The sequence below is a fragment of the Luteibacter sp. UNCMF366Tsu5.1 genome (assembly GCF_900119235.1).
GTDB lineage: Bacteria > Pseudomonadota > Gammaproteobacteria > Xanthomonadales > Rhodanobacteraceae > Luteibacter > Luteibacter flocculans.
In genome coordinates this window covers 1,619,422-1,643,349 of record NZ_FPIS01000001.1, presented here as the reverse complement: position 1 = coordinate 1,643,349, position 23,928 = coordinate 1,619,422, and the positions used below count along the sequence as shown (strand labels likewise).

Genomic DNA, 23,928 nt, shown 5'->3' with positions numbered 1-23,928 from the left:
GCTCTTTCGCCTTGTTCGCCGAATGGCGAAGAGACCGGCTAACCGAATCGTCTGAAGTAAGCCAGTGCGCCGACGATCAGCAGCGACGTTGGCAGAAGGTTCGCGAGCAACGGCGGCAGTCCGTACACGGTGCCGAAGTTCACCATGGCGCCTTGCAGGAAGTACCAGCCGATGGCGAGGATGATGCCGACGAAAAGGCGCTTGCCGAGGCCGCCCGAGCGAAGCGAGCCGAAGGCGAACGGCATGGCGCACAGCACGAGTACGAGCGTATTCAGGGCGAACAGCGCCCGGCCCCAGAACGCGACGGCGTAGGCACCCGGATTCTGTCCGTTGGCTTCCAGGTAGCGCATGTTGCGGCGAAGGTCCGCCATCGACAGGTATTCGGGATGGATCACCGACTGCTCGAGCACGTGTGGATTGAGCCGGGATTCCCACGTCTGCGTGTCGGCGTGGGAGGAATGCGTGCCCTGGGCGTCGAGTGCCGTGGTGCGCACGTTGGTCATGATCCAGTGGTTGCCGTCGTGGATGGCGCTGTCGCCGTGCGCGAACGTGGTCACCTGGCCGTCAGGGGTAAACGAGTACACGCGAACGTCCACCAGCTTGACCGTGGTGCGATCGCCGTCCTGCGTCGCGATGGCCGACTTCGCGTTGATGATCTTGCCGCCGTCGCGTGCCCACAGCCCGCTGCTCGTCGAGCCGAGGTTGCTCGATCGCATCCTCACCTGGATGGCCTGGGCGTGCTGGTCGCCATAGGGCGCCGCGGTCTCGCCCATGACGACGACGCCCGCGGTGAGTACGGCGATGACGCCGGCTGCCGATGCCGCAATGCGCAGCTTCGACATGCCTGCTGCGCGGAGCGCGGTCAGCTCGCCGGTGGCGGCCAGGCCGCCGAGGCCGAGCAGGCCGCCGATGAGCGCGGCATTGCTGAACATCTGATACAGGCGCCGCGGCACCGTGAGCATGATGTACGCGATGGCGTCGTACAGCGTGAAGCCGTTCTTGCCGATGTTGCCCAACTGGCGCACGAACTGCGTGAGCGCATCGAAGCCGGTGAGCACCAGCCACACCAGCAACAGCGTGCCGAGCACGCTGGCGCCGATCAGGCGATCGGCGCGCTTGATCGTCAACGTCGCCATCAGCCAGCTCCCTTCACGCGCCGGGCGGTGTTCTGTCGCCAGAAGTACCAGGCCGCCACACCGAACACGATGGCGTGCAACAGCCAGATCGGCGCGGAGGTATGCAGGTGACCCTTGATGATCTGCGCGCGCGCGATCAACTGCCAGACCACATAGAGGAAATACGCCAGCACAGCGATCAGCAGGCGCCCGTAGCGGGCGTCGCGGGGCGCCTGCCGTGACATCGGCAGCACCATCATCATCAGCACGAGCGTGCTGACCGGCGCGGCAAAGCGGGATACCAGCTCGCCCAGGCCGTCCGCCGTGTTCATCTTGAACAGGTCGGTCGTGCTTGCCTCGTGCGCCGGATCGGTGTCGTCGTCATCGTCGGTGATGTTGGACAGCGAAATGTCGTTGCGCTCGTACTTCATCCGGCGCCAGTTGTCGGTGCCCAGCGGGATTTCGTACTGCCAGCCGTCGAACAAGGCGAGGAACCGGTTCTGGCCGTCGCTTTCCTGGTACATCTGGCCGTGCTTGGCATTCACGACGCGGACCTGGGGTTTGCCGTCGCTGTCCACCCGGTCCGTGGCGAGGAAGGTCTTGCCCAGCACGGTGCCGTCGCGGCTGAGCGTGTCGACGAAGATGATGCCGCCCTTGCCGGGCAGTTCGGTGAAGCGGCCGGCATCGAGGCCGGCGGCGATGACCGACTTGTTGGCCGCGGCGATAACCTGATCGGCCGTGCGCGACGAAAGGGGGCCCAGCCAGAGCGAGACAAGGCCGACCACGATGGTCGCCACCACCGCCAGCAGGGTGACCGGGCGCAGCATGCCGCGGGGGCCCATGCCCGAGGAGGCGAGCACGTGCATCTCGCTCTCGCGATACATGCGGCCCAGCGCGATCAGGGTGCCCAGGAAGGCGGACATGGGCAGCAGGGTCGAGAGCAGATCCACCATCTGCAGACCGAGCACCTCGAACATGACGCTGGGCTGGATGCTGCCGTTGGCCACCTTCTGCAGCACGGTCGCAAAGGCGCCGCCGGCAAAGATCACCAGCAGCACGATGGCTGTCGCCAGGACCCCATAGGCGAGTTCGCGCAGGAAATAACGGTCGAGGATGCTGAGCATTTGATAGAATTGGCGGTTCGTGCCGCGTCAGTCCCGGCCGGCAAACCACAAGTCTAGCCTGTCCGGACCCCCGGCGGGCTTTCGCAAGGCAGTTAGCTATGACGGTTCAGTTCAGCCTCGGTTCCAATGCTCCCGAATCGACCGCCACCCCGGTGGCCGTGGTCGGCGTCTACGAGAACGGTGTCCTGACCAGTGCCGCGGCACGGATCGACACCGCCGCCAGCGGGGCGATCAAGCGCCTCGTCGAGGCTGGCGACATCAACGGCAAGGTGGGCCAGGTCGTTACCCTGCTGCATCCGGCCGGCGTGTCCGCCGAGCGCGTGCTGATCCTGGGCCTGGGCCCGCAGAAATCGTTCGATGCCGCGCGCTACCAGCGGGTCGCGACGGAAGCGGCTCGCGCCATTGGCCGGCTGCCCGTGTCGGAGGCCGTGAGCTGGCTGCCCGAAATCGACGTCCCGGGGCGTGACGCCGCGTGGCGCCTGCGTGTGGCGGCTCTCGCGACCGACCACGCCGCGTATCGCTACACCGCCACGGTGAAGCCGCGCGACAAGGCGCAGCCGGAACTGACCAGCCTGACCCTGGTGGGGCCTGCCGAGGGCGAAACCGGCCTGAACGAGGCGCGTGCCATCGCCGAGGGCGTGCGCTATGCCCGCGAGCTGGGCAATCTGCCGCCGAACATCTGCAATCCGGACTACATCGCCGAACAGGCCCGCGCCTTCGCGGAAGCCCATGAAGGCGTCACCTACGAGGCACTGGACCGCGCCGACATGGAGCGCGAAGGCTTCGGCTCGCTGCTTGCCGTGGCCCGCGGTTCCGCCAACGCGCCGCGCCTGGTCATCCTCCAGTGGAACGGCGGCAAGGAGGGCGAACGTCCTTATGCCTTCGTCGGCAAGGGCATCACCTTCGATACCGGTGGCATCAGCCTGAAGCCCGGCCCCGGCATGGAAGAAATGAAATTCGACATGTGCGGTGCGGCGGGCGTGCTCGGCGCCTTCGTGGCCGCCGTGAAGCTGCGCCTCCCGGTAAACCTGGTCTGCGTGGTGCCCGCGGTCGAGAACATGCCCGACGGCGCGTCCTACCGTCCGGGCGACGTGCTCACGAGCCTCGCCGGCATCACGATCGAGGTGCTGAACACCGACGCCGAAGGCCGCCTCATCCTTTGCGATGCGCTGACCTACACGGGCAAGCGCTTCGATCCGCACACCCTCATCGATGCCGCCACCCTGACCGGCGCCTGCGTCGTCGCCCTGGGCAAGCATGCCAGCGGCCTCATGACCAAGGACGAGACCCTGTCGGCCGAGTTGCTCGCCGCCGGCGAGGCCACGCTCGATCGTGCATGGCGCTTGCCGCTGTGGGACGACTACCAGAGCCAGCTCGAGTCCACCTTTGCCGACGTGGCGAATATCGGCGGCAAGTACGCCGGTGCCATCACGGCTGGCTGCTTCCTCGCCCGCTTCACCGAGGGGCGCCGCTGGGCGCATCTCGACATCGCTGGTACGGCGTGGGACGAGGGGCGCAAGGGCATGGCCACCGGCCGTCCCGTGCCGCTGCTGACGCAGTGGCTGCTCGACCGCGTCGCGGCCGGCTGATCGCTTCGGCATGCCGCGCGCGGACTTCTACCTGATCGACAAGCCGCGTTTTCGCGAGGATCCGCTGCTGCTCGTGTGCGAACTCGCCAAGCGAGCGGTCGGCGCGCAGCAGCCCACGCTGATCCTCACGCGCGACTTCGAACAGGCCGAAGCCATCGACGAGCGCCTGTGGGATCTGGGCGAGGACGTCTACGTGCCGCACCAACTGGCGGGCGACGAGGACGACGCGATCTGCGCGGTCCTCATCGTGCCGCCCGGTGTCGACACGCCGGATCGTCCGCTGGTGATCAATCTGCGCGACACCTGCGCGCCAGGGCATTTCGATCGCGTGCTCGAAGTGGTCGCAGCCGATCCGGCGGAGCGCGACGGCTCCCGCGTTCGCTGGACCCAGTACAAGAAACTGGGCTTCGAGGTCGCCAAGCACGACATGTGAGCGTGCCCAAGGAATCGCCGCTGTAGGAGCCGCTAAAGCGGCGAGGGCAGGCTGGCGGTGTTTCGCAAGATTGCCTCGCCGCTATATAGCGGCTCCCACAGGAAACGGTTTCGACTGGGGAGCTTCAGCCTCCCAGCTTGCGAGCCTGCTCGCGCATGGCATCCGCCTGACGGGTCCAGTCCGCGATGCGCTGGCGCTCCTGCTCCACCACGTCGGCCGGTGCGTTCGCCACGAAGTTGGCGTTGCCGAGCTTGGCTTCGCACTTGCGAACCTCGCCTTCCACGCGGGCGATTTCCTTGGCGAGGCGTGCTTTCTCCGCGGTGACGTCGATCAGCCCTTCGAGCGGGATCAGCACACGCATGCCGCCGACGACGGCAACCGCGGCGGCGGGTTCGTCGGCGCCCACCCAAGCGGGGGACTCGACACGACCCAGGAAGGCGATCTGCGCGGCGAACTTCTCGGCCCGTGCACGATCTGCCGCATCGCCGTCGGCGAGCAGCAGCGGAATGGTCTTGCCCGGAGCGATGTTCATCTCGGCGCGGATACGGCGCACGCCGGTCAGCACGTCCTTGACCCATTCGATCTCCGCTGTGGCCGCGGCATCTGCGGTGACGTCGGAGGCCTCGGGGTAGGGGCGCAGCATGATCGTGTCGCCGTCGATGCCGAGCAGCGGCCGCACGTGCTGCCAGATCTCTTCGGTCACGAAGGGCACGAGCGGATGCAGCGCGCGCAGCAGCGTTTCAAGCACGTGGACGAGCGTGTAACGGGTAGACGCCACGGCCTGCGCGTCGCTGCCCTGCAGCGCGGGCTTCGACAGTTCGAGGAACCAGTCGCAGAACTCGTTCCAGGTGAACTCGTACAGAGCCTGCGCCACGAGATCGAAACGGTACAGCGCGAGCTGCTCCTTCACCGTTGCCAGCGTCTCGCCGAGACGGGTGAGGATCCAGCGCTCGGCTTCCGTGGCCGGTGCCATGGGCGTCACGGCGCTGTCGCCGAGGTTCATCAGTACGAAGCGCGACGCGTTCCAGAGCTTGTTGACGAACGCCTTGTAGCCACCGCAGCGCTCCAGGTCGAACTTGATGTCGCGGCCATGGGTGGCGAGCGAGGCAAAGGTGAAGCGCAGCGCATCGGCACCGAAGGCCGGAATGCCGTCGGCGAATTCCTTGCGCGTGGCCTTTTCGATCTTCTCCGCCATCTTCGGCTGCATCAGCCCGCGGGTGCGCTTGGCGAGCAGGTCGTCGAGGTCGATGCCATCGATGAGATCGAGCGGATCGAGCACGTTGCCCTTGGACTTGGACATCTTCTGTCCGTCCTTGTCGCGGATCAGGCCCGTGACGTAGACGTCCTTGAACGGCACCTCGCCGGTGAAGTGGTCGGTCATCATGATCATCCGGGCGACCCAGAAGAAGATGATGTCGAATCCGGTGACCAGCACGTTCGTCGGCAGGTAGCGGTCGAAGCCGCGTGCGGCCTGCGCCTGCGGATCGGGCCAGCCCAGCGTGGAGTGGCTCCACAGCGCCGACGAGAACCACGTTTCCAGTACGTCGGCATCGCGACGCAGCGCACCGTCGTAGCCCTGCGAGGCGGCCTGGGCCTTTGCCTCGGCCTCGCTGCGAGCCACGACGATCTCGCCGCTGTCGGTGTACCAGGCGGGAATCTGGTGGCCCCAGGTGAGCTGGCGGCTGATGCACCAGTCCTGGATGTTGCCGAGCCAGTGACGATACGTGTTGATCCAGTTCTCAGGCACGAAGCGCACGTGGCCCTGCTCGACCAGTTCGAGGCCGCGCGCGGCGAGCGTGTCCATCTTCACGAACCACTGCCAGGTCAGGTAAGGCTCGATGACCTGGCCGGTGCGATCGCCACGCGGAACCTGCAGCTTGTGCTTCTTCGTCTCGACCAGCAGGCCCGCCTCTTCGAGATCGGCGAGCACCGCCTTGCGCGCGACGTAACGATCCATGCCGCGGTATTTCTCCGGCGCCGCGTCGTTGATCTTCGCGTCGTCCGTGAGGATGTTGATCATCGGCAGGCCATGACGCTGGCCGATGGCGTAGTCGTTGAAGTCGTGGGCAGGCGTGATCTTCACGCAGCCGGTGCCGAACTCCTTCTCGACGTAGTCGTCGGCGATGATCGGGATCTGGCGGTTGGACAGCGGCAGCGCGAGCATGCGACCGATCAGATGCGCGTAGCGTTCATCTTCCGGATGCACGGCGACGGCCACGTCGCCCAGCATGGTTTCCGGGCGCGTGGTGGCGACGACAAGCTCGCCGGTGCCGTCCGCGAGCGGGTAGCGAATGGACCAGAGCGAGCCGTCTTCCTCCTCGCTGACCACTTCGAGATCGGAAATCGCGGTCTTCAGCACCGGGTCCCAATTGACCAGCTTCTGGCCGCGATAGATGAGGCCTTCTTCGTGCAGGCGCACGAAGGTTTCCACGACGGCCTTCGAAGGGCCTTCATCCATCGTGAAGACCTCGCGGCTCCAGTCGCCGGACACGCCCATGCGGCGCATCTGGCGGCCGATCGTGCCGCCGGATTCCTTCTTCCATTCCCACACGCGTGAGATGAAGGCGTCGCGGTCGAGATCGGCGCGCTGCTTGCCCTCGGCGTTGAGCTGGCGAGTAACGACCATTTCCGTCGCGATGCCGGCGTGGTCGGTGCCGAGCTGCCACAGCGTGTCGAAGCCGCGCATGCGGTGGTAGCGGACCAGCGTGTCCATGATCGTGTGCTGAAACGCATGGCCCATGTGCAGGGTGCCCGTCACGTTCGGCGGCGGCAGCATGATCGTGTACGGCGTGCCCTTGCCGGATGGCTTGAAATAGCCATTGGCTTCCCAGTGGGCGTACCACTTCGACTCGATCTGGCTGGGCTCGAAACTCTTGTCCATGCGTAGGCTCTCGGCTCGCGCCATCGGGCGCGCTTTGGCAGGCGTAAAGACCGCCATTGTAGGCGATACTTGGCGGATGACTGAACTCGAAGTGGCCGCGATCCTCGGCGCGGAGGGCCCATTCGCCCGCGAAGTGCCCGGTTTCGCGCCTCGCGAAGCCCAGCAGCGCATGGCCTCCGCGGTGGCGGACGCCATTGCCGAGCGCGACGTGCTGATCGCGGAGGCCGGAACCGGAACCGGAAAGACCTTCGCCTATCTCGTTCCCGCTTTGATGTCGGGGCGCAAGGTCATCGTTTCCACCGGCACCAAGGCGCTGCAGGACCAGTTGTTCTTCCGCGATCTCCCGCGCGTGCACGCGGTGCTCGGCAGCCGGGCGCGTCTCAGCCTGCTCAAGGGGCGCTCCAATTACCTGTGCCTTTATCGCCTGGACCAGGCCGTGCGCGAAGGTAACGCGGACAGGCAACTGGTGTCGCAGCTCTCCGCCATCCGTGCCTGGTCGGCGCGCACGCGGCGTGGCGATCGCATGGAAATGGCGGACATTCCCGAAGATTCCCCCGTATGGCCGCGGGTGACCTCCACGCCGGAGAACTGCCTGGGCTCCGAGTGCCCGTTCTTCGAGGACTGCCACGTCGTGAAGGCGCGTCGCGAGGCCATGGAAGCGGATCTCGTGGTCGTGAATCACCACCTGCTCATGGCGGATCTCGCGCTCAAGCAGGAGGGCTTCGGGGAAATCCTGCCCGGTGCCGACGCCTTCATCCTCGACGAGGCTCATCAGATTCCCGAACTGGCCGGGCAGTTCTTCTCGCAGAGCGTCAGCTCGCGCCAACTCGTGGACCTGGGCCATGACGCGCTGGCCGAAGGGCAGGGCGTCACCGGCGCCACCAGCCAGTTGCTGGAACCTGTCGAGGTCATTCAGGATCTGGTGAAACGTTTGCGCCTGGCGATCGATTCCTTGCCGCCACGCGGCCCGTTCGGCGCGCTGGATCGCGATACGACGGCGCGCGAGCTGCTGACCGAATTGCGCGACGTCATGGCCGCCACCGCCGATCTTCTGGCCTCTCTGGGAGAGCGCTCGCGAGGGCTGGCCAACGTCTACGAACGCGCGCAGATGCTGAGCCTGCGCCTGGACCGCATTGCCGAGGAACACTCGGCGAGCGACGTTCGCTGGTACGAGACCTGGCCCAAGGGCTTCGCACTGCACGCCACGCCGCTGGATCTCGCGTCGCCACTGCGGGCGATGCGGATGTCCACCGATGCCGCGTGGATCCACACCTCCGCCACGCTCTCCATCGCGGGCGATTTCGGGCATTTCGCTCGGCAACTGGGACTGGAAGATCCGCACACGCTGCATGTGGAAAGCCCGTTCGATTACCAGCATCAGGCGCTGGCGTATCTGCCGCAGGGCCTGCCCGATCCTGCGGCTCGCGACTACACCGACAAGGTGATCGACGCCATCCGCCCGGTACTCGATGCGTCCGACGGCCGGGCCTTCCTGCTATTCACGTCGCATCGCGCGTTGCGCCGTGCCGCCGAGCAGTTGGAAGGTCGTGTGCCGTGGCCGCTGTTCGTGCAAGGCTCGGCGCCGCGTCATCGCCTGCTCGAGGCATTCCGTGCCAGTGGCCGCGGTGTGTTGTTGGGCGCGGCCAGTTTCTGGGAAGGCGTGGACGTGGCTGGCGAGGCGTTGAGCGTGGTCGTGATCGACAAGCTGCCCTTCGCCATGCCGGACGATCCCGTGTTGCAGGCGCGGCTGGAGGCCCTGGAAGAAGCCGGGATCAATCCGTTCATGGGCTGGCAGGTGCCCACGGCGGTGATTGCGCTCAAGCAGGGCGCCGGGCGCCTTATCCGCGACATGCACGATCGCGGCGTGCTGGTGCTGTGCGATCCACGCCTCAGCACCAAGGGGTATGGCCGCCTGTTCCTCGCCAGCCTGCCGCCGATGCCGCGCACGCGGGATCTGGCCGAGGTCGTCGCCTTCTTCAGGGACGCTGCCGCTCCCTCGTCCTAGCGTCGCGGCAAGGTTGGTGGATCAGCTTCGCGTGGCGTGGCGTTCCGCGTAGAACACCAGCACCGTCGCCCCCTGCGGACCGGCCACGGTGCTGCCCTCCGCGGCCATGCTCGGTAAAAGACAGTCGCCGGTACGCATGACCTTCGCCGTGCCGGACGTCCGCATGTGCAGTTCCCCCTCGAGCACGTAGCCTGTGCCCGGTATGGCGTCGCGATGCCAGGGCAACGATGCACCCGGTTGCAGCGACAGGCGCAGCATGCGCATGTCGCCGTGCCTGTCGGTAGCGCGGTCGCTGTTCGGGCCATCACCTGGGCCCGTGTCGGCTTCCCAGTCGCCGTGGCGCGAGGGAGGGGTCGTGGCGGCGATGGCGGCACCGACCATCAGGGCCAGGGGCATCGCTAGCTGGACGGGTAGCATCATGCTGTCCTCGTGAGGGTTGCGCCGAATGCTCCATGGAATGCCGCCGCACGTCATGAGAACACTCTCACTCTCGAACCCGCTCTGGGTGCCGGGTCGGGGTGTGGCACCACATGTCCTCGGTCTTGCCCGCGGGCCGGCTTCCGCCAGGGCTTGCCCGGAGCGCGCCAGAATCCGACCCGCCCTCGCACTTTTTTGCGGTTGACCATCTCGGCATCACCGTAGCGAGAGGAACGCCATGACACGCACGACGCAGGACAGCGGAAATCCCATGTTCCGCTGGACACAATCGATCACGGCGAAGGTGCTCGGCGTCGCCTTGCTGGCCTTGATCATGCTCATCCCCTTGTCGCAGGCGGATGGCCTCGTGCGCGAGCGCCAGGCCATGCGCGATGCCGCCTCGGTTCGCGTGGCGGAAGGGTGGGGTGGCCCGCAGACGATCGGCGGCTTCGTGCTCGCCGTGCCCACGCGCCAGGACATGCGCGGCAGCGACGGCAAGGTCGTCAGCGTGCGCGACGGCACGGAAATCGTGCTGGCCGACGAATCGAATACGGTGGTGGACCTGGCCGTGGAGCGTCGTCATGCCGGCATGTACGAAGTGCCGGTGTACACGGGCGACGTGACCCTGCGCGGACGCCTTCTCCCCAGCGACGTGCGCCGTTTCGCGGCGGATTCGACGGCCAGTTGGAGTCCCGGCAAGGCGGAGCTTCGCCTGCTGATCGCCGATACCCGCGGCCTGCAGGGCATCACCTCCGTGACCATCGACGGGCACGATGCGCGGCTCTCATCGTCAGCTGCACGCATGGGGCCGTACACGGTGCTCGCTACGCCCATACAGATCGATCCGGATCGCGAGACGCCCGTGGACTTCGCCATGACCCTGCGCATCGCGGGCACCGAATCGTTCTCCGTGCTGCCCATGGCACGCACCAACACCATGCGTCTCCGCGCGCCATGGCCCGATCCGAGCTTCACGGGAGCGCTGCTCCCTGGTACGCATCGCGTCGATGCGCGGGGCTTTGACGCGTCTTGGCAGGTGCTCGATCTCAATCGTCCCTATGGACAGCACTGGGATGCGAACGATGGCGAGGTGGCCTCGCGGCTGGAGCCGTCCGCGGTCGGCGTGAAGCTCTACCAGGCAGGCGGCGTCTACCAGCAGAACGATCGCGCCGGCAAATACGGCCTGCTGTTCATCGCGCTGACCTTCGTGGCGTTCTTCCTGTTCGAAGTCCTGAAGGGCCTGCGCCTGCATCCGGTCCAGTACCTGCTCGTCGGTGCCGCCATGGCGAGTTTCTACGTGCTTCTGCTCGCGCTGTCCGAACAGATCGGCTTCGGCCCCGCCTATGCGGTCGCGGCAGCGACGGTGGTGCTGATCGTGGGTGGCTACGCGATGGCAGCGCTGCGTGCGCGCCGGGCCGGACTGGTCCTCGGCGGCGTCATCGCCCTGGTTTACGCCATACTGTATGGCCTCATCGGCGCGGAGCAGTACGCGTTGCTGATCGGCTCGGCGGTCCTGGTCGGGGTGATCGCATTGCTGATGTACCTGACCCGCCGGATCGACTGGTACGCGCATACGGCGCCGCCCCTTGCCCCGTTGGACACGCCATGAATTTTCTTGCCATCGAAACCTCCACCGAAGCCTGTTCGGTCGCCCTCGTCCACGGCGACGAGGTGATCGAACGCAGCGAGGTCGCACCGCGCCGGCATGCAGAACTGGTGCTGCCGATGGCCGATGCCTTGCTCGCCGAGGCGGGGCTGAGCCGCACGGCGCTCGACGGCATTGCGGTCGGCCGCGGTCCTGGCGCCTTCACCGGCGTGCGCCTTGGGGTATCGCTCGCGCAGGGCATGGCCATGGCGCTGGACGTGCCCGTGGTCACGGTGTCGTCGTTGCAGGCGCTGGCGTTGGAAGCGCCCGAGGACGACGCGGCGGTGCTTTCGGTGATCGACGCGCGGATGGGCGAGATCTACGTCGCCGCATGGCGCCGGGAGGACGACGGCAGCGTGACACTGCTCGACCGCGAACGCGTGGATACGGCGGCTGCTCTGGTGCTGCCCGACGTGTCGTCGTGGCATGTGGTCGGCACGGGTTGGACCACGTACCAGGATGCGCTTCGCCAACGCATCGCGGCACCGATCCGTTCCGCCGAAGGCGCGCGTTACCCGCAGGCAAGACACGTGGCGGAACTGGCCGTGCGCCGGTTTCGCGACGGTGACGCAGTCGCCCCCGAACTGGCCTTGCCGGTATACCTGCGCGACAAGGTTGCGCTCACGCTGGTGGAGCAGGGCAAGGCCTAGGGCCTCTAGCGGACCACCTCAGCGCGATACCACCACCGCCTCGATCACGGCGCAGATGTGCGCAAAGGATGCGTCGTCGAGCCACGGGCTGTTGGTGATGGTGAGCGTGCGCGCCGCAAAGTCGCGCGCGTTCGGCACATCGTCGCCACCGGGCAGCTCGCCGAGGTAGTCGTAGTCGGGCAGGGCATGGAGAAACATGCGGCCGACGCCCAGCCGCGAACTCCACAGGCGCCGCAGCACGGCGTCGCGCGTCGCCTCGTCAGGCAGGCGAAGCATCAGGTAAGGCCAGGTGCCGCCATCGTCCTTGAAGACATGCACGCCGGGGATCGACGCCAGCGCCGGCACACGCGCCGCCGCCTGCGTGGTCGTCGCGGCGATGAACGACGGCAGCCGTCCAAACGCACGGGCACCGACCGCACGCCGCCAGCGACCGACCGGGTGCATGGGGAAGTCCGCGTCGAAGCGTTCGCCCATCGCACTCAGCAGGTCGCCGCGCCGCAAGGCCCGACGCATCGGCCTGCCATATGCCGTGCCGAGACCGAGCGGGCGATAGAGCGCGGCGTAACCCGCGAGTTCCAGCGTTCGCCGCAATTCCCATACGGGCTGCCAGCGCGCCATGCGTCGCGACACGCGGCGGAAGCGTTCGTACCAGGCTTCGTCGCGCGCCACCAGCAAGCCGCCTTCGAAGATGGAGAGTCCCTTGCCGGCGGCGAGGCTGAAGAAGCCGATATCGCCATGCGTGCCTGCAAACCGCCCGTCGATGCGCGCGCCCAGCGCCTGCGCGGCGTCTTCCACGGTGGACGCGCCGACGGCGTGCGCCAAGTCGTTCGCGATGGCGACGTCTGCCGTACGTCCGCCCAGATGGGTCGGCACGACGGCAAGGGTGCGTTCGCTGCACGCTTCGGCCAGTCGTTGCGGGTCCATGTCGAAATGGCCGGGCTTCACGTCCACCAGGCGCGGCACGAGGCCGGCGCGGCGAATCGCCAGGGGCACCAGTGGGCAGGTAAACGCGGGGATCACCACCTCGCGGCGCGAGCGCGCATGCTCGTGCAGCGTGGCGAGCGCGATGGTGAGCGCCGAGGTGCCGGAGCACTCCAACTGCACCTGCTCGACCCCCAGCCATGCCGCCGCCAGGGCGGTGAGTGGCGCGGGCGCGCCGCCCGTCAGGTCGGACAGGCCGAGCGGCAAGCCTGCAGTCGGCGGTGCTTCACGCTCAGGCCGGAACGGCATCGGTATGCGCATCCTCGCCGCTCTCGGCAAATGCAAGGCAGACGATGCCCGCGACGATCGCCACCGCACCCAGGATCTGAGTCGGCGTGACCGGTTCGGCAAACATCCACCACGACAGCAGCATCACGCTGACCACTTCCAGATGCGACGCCGCGAAGGCCGGGCCGATCGGCGCGTGCTTGAGCAGGCTCATCCAGGTGACGAAGGCGCCGAGGTAACCGACCACCGCGCCGTAGATCCACGGATACGAGAACACCCTGGCAAGCCACGCCACGTTCATTTCGACCGGCAGCGCATGCGTGCCCGCCAGCTTGAAGCAGATGAGGTTCAGCGTATCGAAGCCCAGCAGCAGGGCGAACCCGATGAGATAGAAGCGCTTCACGTGCCGGCTCCCACGATGGCGACGCCAGCGGCCACCAGCAGGATGCCGGTGACGCGCAAGGGACTCAGCCGTTCGCGGAACAGCACGCGCCCCGCCAGCATGATCGCGACGATGTTGATCGAGCCGAGCAGCACGCCTTCCGACAGCGGTACCAGCGAAAGAAAAGCGATCCAGACCACGAATTCCGCGACGTAGCAGGCGATGCCGGTCCACAGCCAGGGGCGGGCAAGCATGTAGCGCCAGCGCGCGAGCCCATCGCCCGCTCGCTCGTCGCCGGCGGCCGCCTTGAACGCCAACTGCCCGCCGGTATCGAGCACCACGTTCGCTATCCACAGCGCGAGCACGAGGCCGTGCATGGTTACGCCGCCATGCGCGATGGGCGCGAATCGCGTGCGATGCGGCCGAAGAAATCGGCCGTGCGTTCGATGAGCGTGCGCCTTTCGCGATCGATGGTGATCATGTGATAGCTGTCGGCAAGCAACAGCATTTCGATCGGACCGCGTACGCGCCGGGCCACGAGATCGGCATTGGCGACGCTGGCGACGTCGTCGTCGGCGGCATGCGCGACGAAGCAGGGCGCCACCACGTCCGGCAGGCGCCGACGCACGTCGCGCGACAGTTTCACCATTTCGGCCAGGGCGTGCCACGGATTGCCCGGCAGGCCGGCCGCTTCGCTGTCGCCGGAGAACATGGCGGCGCTGACCTGCGCGCGCAGACGCTCGTCGCGGATACCGTACGGCGGCTGCTCGATGAAGCTGCGACCGCGGCCGATCCCCAGGCGCTTGAAGATGGGCAGCAGGAACGAGAGCTTGCCGGTCCAGCCGATCGACCAGCCGTCGTAGCGGAAGGTGGCGCCGAAGACACCCACGCCCGCGATCCACTCGGGTCGGACCGCGGCAAGGCGCAACGCCAACAGGGCGCCCATGGACAGACCGGCGACGAAGACGCGATCGACGCGTCCGCGCAACTGGTCGGCGGCCGCCTCGACGCTGGCGTACCAGTCTTCCCAGCTGGTGGCGAGCAGGTCTTCCTCGGTACCGCAGTGGCCGGCCAACTGGACGCCCACGACGGTGAAACCGGCGCGGTTGAGGCCCTTGCCCACCATCCGCATCTCGGTCGGTGTGCCGGTAAGGCCATGGATCAGCAGGACGCCATCGCGTCCGCCTTCGAAGTGGAATTCCGCCGTTGTGGCCACAAGGACGCCTCGCGTCATTGACTCATTAGGGGGCCATCGTCTCAGTGCGCGGTTTCACCCGGCTTTCCAGTGAGCGGCGCAGGAAAATGCAGTTCCACCCTCAGCCCGGACTCGGCGCCACGCCGGAACACCACCCTCGCCGCGTGGCGCTCCGCGATGCTCTCGACGATGGCGAGGCCAAGACCGGTGCCTTCCTGGTCGCTGCCGGGCACGCGGAAGAAGCGCTCGCCCAACTGATCGAGGAAGGCCTCGTCCACCCCGGGGCCGTCGTCCTCCACGGCCAGGACGACCTCGTCATCCGTACCGGCGAGCGAGACGGTGACCGCGTGGCCACGGCCAGCGTAATGGAAGGCGTTGTCGACGAGGTTGTCGATCACCTCCTGGATCTGGAGCGCGTCGCCGCGTACCAGGCAGGGGCCTTCGCCGCCTTCGTAACCCAGATCCACGCCAAGGCCCAGGGCCTGGTGCACACGCATGCCCACCGCTTCGGGGACCAGTGCGGAGAGGTCGATCAGGTCCATGCCGTCGTGGTCGGGGAGGTCCGGCGACTGCGTGCGCGTGAGTGCGAGCAACTGTGCCGAGGTGCGTGCGGCGCGTGCAGCGAGCCGATGCACGTGCGCCAGGGCGTCCGCGCGTTCGGCGTCGTCGGTCGTGCCTTCCAGGCGCTCTACGTGCAGTTGGATGCCCGCCAGCGGCGTGCGCAACTGGTGCGCCGCGTCCGCAATGAAACGCTCCTGCAGGCCGAGCATGTTGCGCATGCGGGCGAACAGGTCGTCGATGGTCCGCGTCAACGGCAGGATTTCCACCGGCACGTCTTCCTCGCCGATCGGGCCGAGGTCGTGGCCGCGGCGACTGAGTCGTGCGGTGAGCGGTTCCAGCACACCCAGCCCATGACTCACCCCGAGCCAGACCAGGCAGAGCACCGCCACGATGAGCAGTGCCTGCATCGGCAGGGTGAGGAAGAGGATCTCGCGTGCCCGCGTGTGCCGGTCGCGCAGGTTTTCCGCCACGGTGATGGTGAGCACGTCGCCAGCATCGTGTCGGTTCGGCACGCGCATGATGGCAGCGCGCAGTGGACGACGCCCCAAGCTGGTGTCGTAAAGCTTCGGTGCGGCGTCGGTGGGAATCGCGACGCCCGGCCCGGTGAGTTCGGCATTGCCGATCATCCGACCGTGACGGTCACTGACCACGGAGTAGTAGTTGCGTCCGTCGGGATCGTATTCGAGGAGGAAGCGCGCCTGCGCCGTCAACTCACCGCTCAGGGCGTCGCTGTCGATCATCTCCGACAGCGTGAGTGCCGAGTCGGAAAGGTCCGCGTCATGCACGCGGTTGGAATAGGCGAGGGCGACGAAGTACCCGATCACCGCGTCCAGTACGAGCACGCCGAGCACCGGCACCAGCAGGAAGGTGAGCAGGCGGCGGCGCAGACTGAGCCGTGCGGCGCGACGCGCGGCAGCGGCGCGGCGTTCAGGCATCCGCGGTTTCTTCGAGCAGGTAGCCCAGTCCGCGGATCGTGCGCACACTGGTGCCCGAGCCCTGGAGCTTCTTGCGCAGACGGTGCAGGGCGATGTCGAGGCCGTTGTCGGTCAGGTCCTCGTCCCAATTGCACAGGGCTTCGACCAGTTGCGCACGGCTGGTGACCTTGTCCGCACGTGCGGCAAGCGCCTCGATCAGCCCGAATTCGCGCGCAGTCAGATCCAGCGGTGTGTCGCCGATCCACGCGCGGTGCCCGGGAATATCGAGGCGCAGCCGGCCGATGCGGAACTCCGGGGCACCATGGCTCGTGCGTCGGCGCAGCAGCGCGCGCACGCGCGCGTCGAACTCGGCCAGAGCAAAAGGCTTCACCAGATAGTCGTCCGCGCCGAGGTCCAACACGCGAACCCGTTCCTTCAAGCCTTCGCGTGCGGTGACGACGAGCACCGGCAGGTTCGCGCCGCGCTTGCGCGCGCGGGCGAGCACGTCGCTGCCATCGAGCAGCGGAAGGCCCAGGTCGAGCACCAGCAGGTCGTAATCGTGGTCGCGTAGCGCGTGGTCGGCGCTGGCACCGTCCGTCACGTGGTCCACAGCATGGCCGCCCTGCTGGAGGGAGGCACGTACGGCCGCGCCGATGGCGGCGTCGTCTTCGGCAAGGAGTATGCGCATGAGGGCCAAGGATACGCTCCAGCGGGGGCTCAGCGCATGCTGTCGCGACAGGCTTTCGGGGCGCTTTCCGAGTTCGACGCCCTCATGCAATTGCGAACGATTCGCATTGTGGTTTACTATCGACGCCCTTCCTAAGTGTTTTCCAGGGGCGTTCCAGCACATGCGCGACTCCGTCGATCGGCAACGCCGCGCGTTCTGGCTCAAACACCTGCATCGTTGGCACTGGATCAGTTCCGCCGTGTCGCTGGCCGTGCTGCTGTTGTTCGCTGTGACCGGGTTCACCCTCAACCACGCGGCGCAGATCGAAGCCACGCCGAAAGTGGAGCGGCATGTGACGACGCTGCCGGACGCGTTGCGCGCGGGCCTCGGCGCCGGCCGTGCTTCCGCGCCCGTTCCCGCCACCGTGGCCGATTACGTGGCGAGTCATACCGGCGCGCACATCGAGGGGCGCCCGGGCGAGTGGAGCGACGACGAGGTCTATCTGTCGCTGCCGCGACCCGGCGGCGATGGCTGGGTGAGCATCGATCGCGAGACAGGCGAGGTGCAGTACGAGACGACCGATCGCGGTTGGCTTGCTTACCTCAACGATCTGCACAAGGGGCGCAACACGGGACCCGTCTGGCGCTGGTTTATCGACGTGTTCGCGCTGGCCTGCCTGGTGTTCGCCGTGACCGGACTGATCCTACTCAAGATGCACGCCGCGCAGCGCGGCATGACCTGGCCGATGGTGGCACTGGGCTTCGTGCTGCCGGTGATCCTCGCTCTCATCTTCATCCACTGATGGAATCGCTCATGCGTCGAAACCTTCCGTTCGTCCTCTGCCTCGTGCCCGCGCTGGCGCATGCCGCCGACATGAACCTCACCGTGGAGATCCCGGCGTTGAAGGTCGCCGAGTATCACCGCCCGTACGTGGCCGTGTGGGTGGAGCGCGAGGATCACAGCGTGGCCGCCAACCTGGCGGTCTGGTACGACACCAAGAAAGCAGATGGCGAAGGCACCAAGTGGTTGAAGGACATGCGCCAGTGGTGGCGGCGCAGTGGTCGCGACCAGAGCATGCCCATCGATGGCGTCTCCGGCGCCACGCGTCCCGCCGGCCAGCATCAACTGCGTTTCACCGACGGCAAGCCGCCGCTCGGAACGCTGCCTCCTGGGCACTACGAGTTGGTCGTCGAGGCCGCGCGCGAAGTCGGCGGTCGCGAGGCGCAACGCATTCCCTTCGACTGGCCCGCCACGCGCCCGGTGCATCTGTCCGCCAAGGGCAGTGAAGAACTCGGCCAGATCGACCTCGACCTCAACCCTTGAACGGAACCTTGCCCATGAAGCACGTACTCGCTCGCGCCGTTCTCTGCGCCGCGCTCGTCCTGCCTGTTGCCGCACAGGCGCACAAGATGTGGATGGTGCCGTCGGCGACTGTGATTTCCGGCGACGACGCCTGGGTGACCGTCGACGCGGCGGTCTCCAACGATCTCTACTACCCGGACCACTTTCCGGCGCCACTGGATGCATTGGTCATTACCGCTCCGGACGGTTCCATCGTGAAGCCGGAAAACGCCGCCACGGGCAAGTACCGCAGCACCTTCGACCTGCCCGTGCCGCAGAAGGGCACGTACCGTCTCGCGATCGTCAATCAGGGTCTCTTCGCCAACTACGAGATCGATGGCCAGAAGAAGCGCTGGCGCGGCAAGCCCGAGGATATGAAGAGCGCCATTCCGGCCGGGGCGAAGCAAGTCCAGGTCAGCGAGATGGCCAATCGCGTGGAAACGTTCGTGACGCAGGGCTCGCCCGGTGGCAGCGCATTGAAGCCGACGAACAAAGGTCTCGAGCTGGTGCCTGTGACGTCGCCGAACGACCTCGTGGCTGGCGAGAAGGCCACCTTCCAGCTCCTGATCGACGGCAAGCCGGCAGCGAACCTCAAGGTGGTGGCGATCGAAGGCGCCACGCGCTATCGCAATGCGCAAGACGAAATGGACACCAGCACCGACAAGGATGGCAAGTTCTCCTTCACCTGGCCGAACGCGGGCATGTATTGGGTGAATGCGTCGACGGAAGACACGAAGACTTCGATGAAGGAAGCCAAGCAACGCCGGCTCGCCTATACGGCGACGCTGGAAGTACTGCCTCAGTAGCCATGCATCGCATCGGCCACCGCGCATTCGCCATGGGAATGGCATGGGTCGCGTTCGCTGCCAGTGCCAGCGAGGTTCGCCGCTTCGGCGGCGAGACCATGGGCACGACGTGGTCCGCAAACGTCGTGCTGCCTGAGGGCGCGAACGGTGCTGCGATCCAGCAAGGTATCCAGGCCGAGTTGGACACGGTCGTGGCGCAGATGAGCACCTATGACGACGCGTCGGATCTGAGTCGTTTCAATCGCGCGCCTGCGGGTACCTGGCATACCCTGCCGCCCGAGTTCTTCGCCGTGCTGCGTCACGCGTTGGCATTGGCGCGCGATACCGGTGGAGCGTATGACCCGACCGTTGGGCCGCTGGTGAATCTGTGGGGTTTCGGACCGGGCGAGCGACGACGTGAGACCCCCAGCGCTGCAGCATTGAACGCCGCGCGAGCGCGCGTGGGCTGGCAGCGCATTCGCCTCGACGAGGCAACCCAGAGCGCGTTCCAACCCGGTGGCGTGTACGTGGATCTTTCCTCGGTCGCCAAGGGATTCGGCGTGGACCAGGTTGCCGCCTTTCTCGATCGTGCCGGCGCATCCGCCTACCTCGTCGAGGTGGGCGGTGAACTGCGTGCACACGGGCGCAAACCGGATGGCTCGCCGTGGCGGGTGGGCGTCGAACGGCCGGGTGCGGCAGCTGGCGCCGTGCAGCGGCAGGACGAACTGGAACGCGTCGTCGTGCTGGACGAGAAGACCATTGCCACCTCGGGCGATTACCGTCATTTCTTCGAGGACGGCGGCCGCTTTTTCTCGCATCACATCGATCCGCGCACAGGCACTCCGGTGGCGCATCGGGTCGCGTCGGTCAGCATCGTGGCTGACGACGGCCTGCACGCCGATCCGCTGGGTACGGCCATGATGGTGCTCGGCCCCGAACAAGGTCTGGCCTATGCGAAGCGCCACGGCATCGCCGTGCTGTTCATCCTGCATGGCGACGACGGTCGCCTGGAGGAGCGCATGTCGCCGGCTTTCGCCGCGTTGGCCAAGCCGTGAATTTGCAGGGGCCGCTGGCATGAACGCGCGTATCGGACAGGCCGCCATCGGTGCGCTGCTCGTCGTGCTTGTCCTGCTTTGCTGGCACCTGCAGGACAGCGCCGCCGTCCGGGTGACCTCACCGCCGCGCATGGCGTGGGCGGGCGGCCTCGCGCTCGCATGGATGGCCTTCGTTATCGCTAGCGTACGGCGATCGACGGACGCCGCGACGCGGGAGGTCGGTGGCATCCTCGTGGTGCATGCGTCGCAGACCGGTTTTTCCACCGAGCTTGCCGAACGCACGGCCGCCGCGCTGAAGGACGGTGGCTTGCCTGTCGATCTCCGCTCGCTCGATGAACTCACTTTGTCGCACCTGACCCAGGCATCGCAGGCGCTGTTCATCGCCAGCACCACGGGAGAGGGCGACGCGCCCGATGTCGCCACACTGTTCCACGGCGAGGCCATGCGCGCACCGGCACGGCTTCGCGGACTGGCCTACGGCGTGCTGGCCTTGGGCGACCGCGACTACGACGACTTCTGCGCCTTCGGTCGCGAGTTGGACGGCTGGTTGCGCGCCAGCGGCGCATCGCCGCTCTTCGATCGGGTCGATGTGGACAACGGCGACGAGGGGAGCCTGCGCCACTGGCAGCATCACGTGGCACATCTCGCTGGCACGCCTGGCATGGCCGACTGGGTGCGCCCGGCCTATCAACCGTGGCGCCTCGTCGAACGCCGGCTCCTGAATCCGGGCAGCCTTGGCGGCCCGTGCTTTCATCTCGCGCTGATACCGGCCGATCCCGCGCACATGGTCTGGGCCGCGGGCGACATAGCTGAGGTGGGGCCGCGCGCCGAAGGCACGATCCTGCCGCATCGGGAATACTCCATCGCCTCCGTCCCCGAAGACGGCGCACTGCATCTGGTGGTTAGGCAGGTGCGCGGCAAGGACGGCGCGCTCGGCCTCGGTTCGGGGTGGCTTACCGAGCGCGCGCCATTAGGTGGCACGATCGACTTGCGTGTTCGCCGCAATCCCGGGTTTCATGCGCCGTCGGACGACCGACCGTTGCTGCTCATCGGCAACGGTACCGGCATTGCCGGCCTCCGCGCCTTGTTGAAGACGCGTATCGCCCGGGCACACCGACGCAACTGGGTGATCTTCGGTGAGCGCCAGGCGGCGATCGACCGCCTGCACGTGGATGAACTCGAAGCCTGGTCCGAAGCCGGACACATCGAGCGTCTCGACCTCGTCTGGTCGCGTGACGCCGCCGCCGTGCGTTACGTGCAGCATCGTCTGCGCTTGGCCGACGACGCGCTCAGGCAGTTCGTGCGCGACGGCGCGAGCATCCATGTCTGCGGAAGCCTCGACGGCATGGCGCCGGGGGTGGACGCGGCGTTGCGCGCGGTGCTCGGCGACGCGACGGTGAATCACCTTGCGGTGACGGGGCGCTACCGCCGCGACGTCTACTGATAGGCCCAGTGGCGCTCGTCAGCGAACGCGGAGGCGCACCTTGCCGTCGTAGATGCCTTCGAACGCCAGCGCGTTGAGATCGTTGATCCAATCCACGTCGGCAGCGATTTCTTCCGGGTGATCGCCCGCAATGGCAATGACGCGTGCGCCTGCCGCCAGTCCGGCGTCGATGCCGGCCTTGGCGTCTTCGAACACGAGACACTCCGCTGGCGGCGCGCCCATGCGCTGCGCGCCGAGAAGATAACCCTCCGGGTCGGGCTTTCCGTTGACCACGATCTCGCCGGTGACCATGCGCGGCGGCGGCACGATGCCCGCTGCACCGAGACGCGCCTTCGCCAGCACCGTATCCGCCGACGTCACGATGGTCCATGCATCGGGCGGCAGGGCCGCGAGCAGTTCGGGGGCACCAGGAATCGGGACGATGCCGTCCACGTCCTCGACTTCTTCGCGATAGAGGCGGTCGTACACCGCCTGAACGTCCATGCCTGGCTTCGCGAACATCTTCACCGAGTCGAGCATGCGCACGCCGTGCAGACGCGGAAGCACGTCGTGCCAGTCGATACCGTTCTCGTCGCACCAGCGTTTCCATATTTTCTCGACGACGACGCGCGAATCGATCAAGGTGCCGTCCATGTCGAAGAGCAGGGCACGAGCCTCGATGACCGTGCCGGATTCGAGTTGCATGACGCCTCCAGTAGCGTGAAAGGGGTGCCGCGCGAGCGCGCGAAGCCTTCCACGATACCGGAGCATGGCGCTTCCGTCAGCGCGCGGGTTCCGCGGCGTGATCGCGGATCGCCTGAGCCATGATCGCACTCACCTCCTGCGCCGCCTTACGCGATTCTTCCGCCTGGCGTCGATTACGGTCCGCCATCACCTTACCTTCTGCGGCGTTTTGACTGTCGAGTTCCGCGAGCTGCCGTCCGATTTCCGCCTGTTCCTTGCCGATCGCGGCGTGACCCGCGGCATACGCCGATGGATCGTGCGGACCGTTCGGGTCGCTCTGCTTGACGGCGAGCTCCGCCTGCCGCTCCGCGAGCTTCGCCATCTGCTCGTTCAGCATGGCCTGCCGTTGAGCGATCGACGCCTGTTTCTCCGCGCTCGCCGCCGTGACGTCGGCCGCCTTGCTGCTTCGCGCGTAGACGTCGTGGATGCGCTTCACATAGGCAGGGTCTCTCACGATCCAGGCCTGCTTACCGTCCTGATACCAGGCGAAATCGCCGGATCCTTTCTTTTGTGCGGCTGCGCGGCGCACGTCCGCGTTGCTGCCCTCCATCACTTGGATGTCGTCGCTGAAAAAGGCGAAAGCCTGGTTCCCATGACCGTTCGAGTCACCGGTGAAAAAGCTGCTGATCATCGGTGGTGCAGGTGGCGCAGGCGGCGCCGGGGGTGGAGCCGGGGGGCGCGCGGCGAGAGGTGCTGCCGGTGCAGGTGGCGCCGACGACACATCCGGGGGAGGCGCGGGTGCCGCGGGTGCCACTGGCGCGGCGGGTGAAGGCGCCGATGCGGGACTGGGGGAGGCGAACACCCCTGTGCGCTTGGTGCCCTGCTCGGCGGCGACCACGCGCCACGGTGTGACACCGACCACGGTAAGGACAGCAAAAATCGCCACGGTGAGCGCGCGGTGCGGCGCGTCGGTCGCGTTGCCTAGCATGTCGAGTCTCCTCTTCAGGGTGCGGAACGTGGGGGACGCGCCGGGAAGCGCGTGATGCGGGTGCGGCGCGACACCCAGGCGAAGCAGCAGGCGTCCATACGTTTGCGGTGCCTGGCGTCCACGCGCCACGACCAACGCATCGCAGGCGGCCTCGCGGCAAAGTGCGTATTCGCGCATGGCCAGATGCACGATCGGATGGAAGAAGAACAGCGAGCGGGCGAGCACCGGCGCCCAACCCAACAGCAGGTCGCCGCGGCGCACGTGCGCCAGCTCGTGCATGAGCGCCATGTCGAGCTCATCGTCGTTGAGGCGGTCGTCGAGCGGTAGAAGAATCGTCGGTCGCCACAGGCCGGCGACCTGCGGCGAATCGACCTCGTCGCTCACCTTCAGGCGCGGCGATCGGCGCAAACCGAGTTCACGCGCCCGGCGTGCACAGAGCGTCTCCACGCGGACGTCGTCATGCGGCAAGGCTCGTTTCACGATGCCGACGAGCCGGTAGCCACGACGCGCGGCGACTATCCACTGCGCCAGCACGGCGGCTGCCCAGGCCGCGAGCAGAATCGCGGCCCAAGAAAACGTCGAGGTGGCGACATCCGAGGCATCCGATGCTGCTGTGACGATGACCGGTGCAGTGACGACGACCGTCGTCGTTACGGCGGGCGGCAACAGCGGCAACGTCACAGGCGATGGAGCAAGCAGTCCGATCAGCAGCTGCGCCCCGAGCAACCACCACAGCGCGCTTCGGGCTGCCGCAGACAGCGAAGGAATGAAACGGCAGGCCACGCCGACCAGCGCGCCAAGGAGCACGGCCTGCAACGAGGCATACGCAAGCCGGGACAATACGGTATCGATCAGCGCGTCCATG

General features: G+C 67.0%; 22 protein-coding genes. 10 read left to right on the top strand and 12 right to left on the bottom strand.

Annotated elements, in window-relative coordinates; genetic code table 11:
* Positions 1–38: 38 nt before the first annotated feature.
* The gene (lptG, locus tag BT115_RS07335) at positions 39–1,136 is read right to left on the bottom strand and encodes an LPS export ABC transporter permease LptG (RefSeq protein WP_072321809.1); all 1,098 of its coding nucleotides are present in this window, start codon (positions 1,134–1,136) and stop codon (positions 39–41) included.
* Positions 1,136–2,239: an LPS export ABC transporter permease LptF gene (gene lptF / locus BT115_RS07330; RefSeq protein WP_072321808.1), complete on the bottom strand. Its 1,104-nt coding sequence runs from the start codon at positions 2,237–2,239 to the stop codon at positions 1,136–1,138. The genes lptG and lptF overlap by 1 nt, the downstream gene beginning before the upstream one ends.
* A 98-nt stretch (positions 2,240–2,337) precedes the next feature.
* On the opposite strand from lptF, the gene BT115_RS07325 reads away from it, so the two are divergent.
* Positions 2,338–3,828: a leucyl aminopeptidase gene (locus tag BT115_RS07325; RefSeq protein ID WP_072321807.1), complete on the top strand. Its 1,491-nt coding sequence runs from the start codon at positions 2,338–2,340 to the stop codon at positions 3,826–3,828.
* A 10-nt stretch (positions 3,829–3,838) separates the two neighbouring features.
* Positions 3,839–4,261, top strand: coding sequence for a DNA polymerase III subunit chi (locus tag BT115_RS07320; RefSeq protein ID WP_072321806.1), 423 nt, complete (start codon positions 3,839–3,841; stop codon positions 4,259–4,261).
* Positions 4,262–4,385: 124 nt separating this feature from the next.
* Here BT115_RS07320 and BT115_RS07315 read toward each other — a convergent pair whose 3' ends face one another.
* Complete coding sequence (locus BT115_RS07315; protein ID WP_072321805.1) at positions 4,386–7,142, bottom strand: valine--tRNA ligase; 2,757 nt, start codon at positions 7,140–7,142, stop codon at positions 4,386–4,388.
* A gap of 76 nt (positions 7,143–7,218) precedes the next feature.
* Between BT115_RS07315 and BT115_RS07310 the strand changes: the two genes are divergently transcribed.
* Complete coding sequence (locus BT115_RS07310) at positions 7,219–9,147, top strand: ATP-dependent DNA helicase (protein WP_072321804.1); 1,929 nt, start codon at positions 7,219–7,221, stop codon at positions 9,145–9,147.
* Between the two features lie 21 nt (positions 9,148–9,168).
* On the opposite strand, the gene BT115_RS07305 is transcribed toward BT115_RS07310, so the two are convergent.
* Positions 9,169–9,567: a hypothetical protein gene (locus tag BT115_RS07305; RefSeq protein WP_143144478.1), complete on the bottom strand. Its 399-nt coding sequence runs from the start codon at positions 9,565–9,567 to the stop codon at positions 9,169–9,171.
* A gap of 235 nt (positions 9,568–9,802) precedes the next feature.
* Between BT115_RS07305 and creD the strand changes: the two genes are divergently transcribed.
* Together creD and tsaB are read left to right on the top strand one after the other, a co-directional pair.
* Positions 9,803–11,173, top strand: coding sequence for a cell envelope integrity protein CreD (gene creD / locus BT115_RS07300; RefSeq protein ID WP_255369364.1), 1,371 nt, complete (start codon positions 9,803–9,805; stop codon positions 11,171–11,173).
* A complete protein-coding gene (gene tsaB / locus BT115_RS07295; RefSeq protein ID WP_072321802.1) occupies positions 11,170–11,859 on the top strand; it encodes a tRNA (adenosine(37)-N6)-threonylcarbamoyltransferase complex dimerization subunit type 1 TsaB in 690 nt (229 codons plus the stop codon). The genes creD and tsaB overlap by 4 nt, the downstream gene beginning before the upstream one ends.
* 18 nt (positions 11,860–11,877) lie before the next feature.
* On the opposite strand, the gene BT115_RS07290 is transcribed toward tsaB, so the two are convergent.
* The 6 genes from BT115_RS07290 to BT115_RS07265 are packed head-to-tail and all read right to left on the bottom strand — an operon-like array spanning position 11,878 to position 16,808.
* The gene (locus BT115_RS07290; protein ID WP_072321801.1) at positions 11,878–13,089 is read right to left on the bottom strand and encodes a DegT/DnrJ/EryC1/StrS family aminotransferase; all 1,212 of its coding nucleotides are present in this window, start codon (positions 13,087–13,089) and stop codon (positions 11,878–11,880) included.
* Complete coding sequence (locus BT115_RS07285) at positions 13,073–13,471, bottom strand: DMT family transporter (protein WP_072321800.1); 399 nt, start codon at positions 13,469–13,471, stop codon at positions 13,073–13,075. The genes BT115_RS07290 and BT115_RS07285 overlap by 17 nt, the downstream gene beginning before the upstream one ends.
* A complete protein-coding gene (locus tag BT115_RS07280; protein WP_072321799.1) occupies positions 13,468–13,827 on the bottom strand; it encodes an EamA family transporter in 360 nt (119 codons plus the stop codon). The genes BT115_RS07285 and BT115_RS07280 overlap by 4 nt, the downstream gene beginning before the upstream one ends.
* Positions 13,828–13,829: 2 nt before the next feature.
* The gene (locus BT115_RS07275; RefSeq protein ID WP_255369363.1) at positions 13,830–14,666 is read right to left on the bottom strand and encodes an alpha/beta hydrolase; all 837 of its coding nucleotides are present in this window, start codon (positions 14,664–14,666) and stop codon (positions 13,830–13,832) included.
* A gap of 41 nt (positions 14,667–14,707) precedes the next feature.
* Entirely contained in the window at positions 14,708–16,141 is a 1,434-nt protein-coding gene (locus tag BT115_RS07270; RefSeq protein WP_072321797.1) for a sensor histidine kinase, read from the bottom strand.
* Positions 16,134–16,808: a response regulator gene (locus tag BT115_RS07265; RefSeq protein WP_072321796.1), complete on the bottom strand. Its 675-nt coding sequence runs from the start codon at positions 16,806–16,808 to the stop codon at positions 16,134–16,136. Before BT115_RS07265 ends, BT115_RS07270 begins: the two co-directional genes overlap by 8 nt.
* Positions 16,809–16,968: 160 nt before the next feature.
* Here BT115_RS07265 and BT115_RS07260 point away from each other — a divergent pair, with 160 nt between their 5' ends.
* Genes BT115_RS07260 through BT115_RS07240 form a run of 5 tightly spaced genes read left to right on the top strand, consistent with a single transcriptional unit; the run spans position 16,969 to position 21,412 of the window.
* Positions 16,969–17,589, top strand: coding sequence for a PepSY-associated TM helix domain-containing protein (locus tag BT115_RS07260; RefSeq protein ID WP_072321795.1), 621 nt, complete (start codon positions 16,969–16,971; stop codon positions 17,587–17,589).
* Positions 17,590–17,600: 11 nt separating this feature from the next.
* Complete coding sequence (locus BT115_RS07255; protein WP_072321794.1) at positions 17,601–18,110, top strand: DUF2271 domain-containing protein; 510 nt, start codon at positions 17,601–17,603, stop codon at positions 18,108–18,110.
* 14 nt (positions 18,111–18,124) lie between these two features.
* On the top strand, positions 18,125–18,934 hold the full coding sequence (locus BT115_RS07250) for a DUF4198 domain-containing protein (protein ID WP_072321793.1): 810 nt from the start codon (positions 18,125–18,127) through the stop codon (positions 18,932–18,934).
* 38 nt (positions 18,935–18,972) lie between these two features.
* Entirely contained in the window at positions 18,973–19,968 is a 996-nt protein-coding gene (locus BT115_RS07245) for an FAD:protein FMN transferase (RefSeq protein ID WP_218184739.1), read from the top strand.
* Between the two features lie 19 nt (positions 19,969–19,987).
* Positions 19,988–21,412: a sulfite reductase subunit alpha gene (locus tag BT115_RS07240; RefSeq protein ID WP_083527340.1), complete on the top strand. Its 1,425-nt coding sequence runs from the start codon at positions 19,988–19,990 to the stop codon at positions 21,410–21,412.
* A gap of 18 nt (positions 21,413–21,430) precedes the next feature.
* Here BT115_RS07240 and BT115_RS07235 read toward each other — a convergent pair whose 3' ends face one another.
* Both BT115_RS07235 and BT115_RS07230 read right to left on the bottom strand, forming a co-directional pair.
* On the bottom strand, positions 21,431–22,096 hold the full coding sequence (locus BT115_RS07235) for an HAD-IA family hydrolase (protein WP_072321792.1): 666 nt from the start codon (positions 22,094–22,096) through the stop codon (positions 21,431–21,433).
* Between the two features lie 76 nt (positions 22,097–22,172).
* Entirely contained in the window at positions 22,173–23,927 is a 1,755-nt protein-coding gene (locus BT115_RS07230; protein ID WP_072321791.1) for a M56 family metallopeptidase, read from the bottom strand.
* Between the last annotated feature and the right edge of the window lies 1 nt (position 23,928).

Bases quoted from the DNA above. Each gene is read 5' to 3' on its own strand.
- lptG (WP_072321809.1), bottom strand. From the start codon at position 1,136: ATGGCGACGTTGACGATCAAGCGCGCCGATCGCCTGATCGGCGCCAGC.
- lptF (WP_072321808.1), bottom strand. From the start codon at position 2,239: ATGCTCAGCATCCTCGACCGTTATTTCCTGCGCGAACTCGCCTATGGG.
- BT115_RS07325 (WP_072321807.1), top strand. From the start codon at position 2,338: ATGACGGTTCAGTTCAGCCTCGGTTCCAATGCTCCCGAATCGACCGCC.
- BT115_RS07320 (WP_072321806.1), top strand. From the start codon at position 3,839: ATGCCGCGCGCGGACTTCTACCTGATCGACAAGCCGCGTTTTCGCGAG.
- BT115_RS07315 (WP_072321805.1), bottom strand. From the start codon at position 7,142: ATGGACAAGAGTTTCGAGCCCAGCCAGATCGAGTCGAAGTGGTACGCC.
- BT115_RS07310 (WP_072321804.1), top strand. From the start codon at position 7,219: ATGACTGAACTCGAAGTGGCCGCGATCCTCGGCGCGGAGGGCCCATTC.
- BT115_RS07305 (WP_143144478.1), bottom strand. From the start codon at position 9,567: ATGATGCTACCCGTCCAGCTAGCGATGCCCCTGGCCCTGATGGTCGGT.
- creD (WP_255369364.1), top strand. From the start codon at position 9,803: ATGACACGCACGACGCAGGACAGCGGAAATCCCATGTTCCGCTGGACA.
- tsaB (WP_072321802.1), top strand. From the start codon at position 11,170: ATGAATTTTCTTGCCATCGAAACCTCCACCGAAGCCTGTTCGGTCGCC.
- BT115_RS07290 (WP_072321801.1), bottom strand. From the start codon at position 13,089: ATGCCGTTCCGGCCTGAGCGTGAAGCACCGCCGACTGCAGGCTTGCCG.
- BT115_RS07280 (WP_072321799.1), bottom strand. From the start codon at position 13,827: ATGCACGGCCTCGTGCTCGCGCTGTGGATAGCGAACGTGGTGCTCGAT.
- BT115_RS07270 (WP_072321797.1), bottom strand. From the start codon at position 16,141: ATGCCTGAACGCCGCGCCGCTGCCGCGCGTCGCGCCGCACGGCTCAGT.
- BT115_RS07265 (WP_072321796.1), bottom strand. From the start codon at position 16,808: ATGCGCATACTCCTTGCCGAAGACGACGCCGCCATCGGCGCGGCCGTA.
- BT115_RS07260 (WP_072321795.1), top strand. From the start codon at position 16,969: ATGCGCGACTCCGTCGATCGGCAACGCCGCGCGTTCTGGCTCAAACAC.
- BT115_RS07255 (WP_072321794.1), top strand. From the start codon at position 17,601: ATGCGTCGAAACCTTCCGTTCGTCCTCTGCCTCGTGCCCGCGCTGGCG.
- BT115_RS07250 (WP_072321793.1), top strand. From the start codon at position 18,125: ATGAAGCACGTACTCGCTCGCGCCGTTCTCTGCGCCGCGCTCGTCCTG.
- BT115_RS07245 (WP_218184739.1), top strand. From the start codon at position 18,973: ATGGCATGGGTCGCGTTCGCTGCCAGTGCCAGCGAGGTTCGCCGCTTC.
- BT115_RS07240 (WP_083527340.1), top strand. From the start codon at position 19,988: ATGAACGCGCGTATCGGACAGGCCGCCATCGGTGCGCTGCTCGTCGTG.
- BT115_RS07235 (WP_072321792.1), bottom strand. From the start codon at position 22,096: ATGCAACTCGAATCCGGCACGGTCATCGAGGCTCGTGCCCTGCTCTTC.
- BT115_RS07230 (WP_072321791.1), bottom strand. From the start codon at position 23,927: ATGGACGCGCTGATCGATACCGTATTGTCCCGGCTTGCGTATGCCTCG.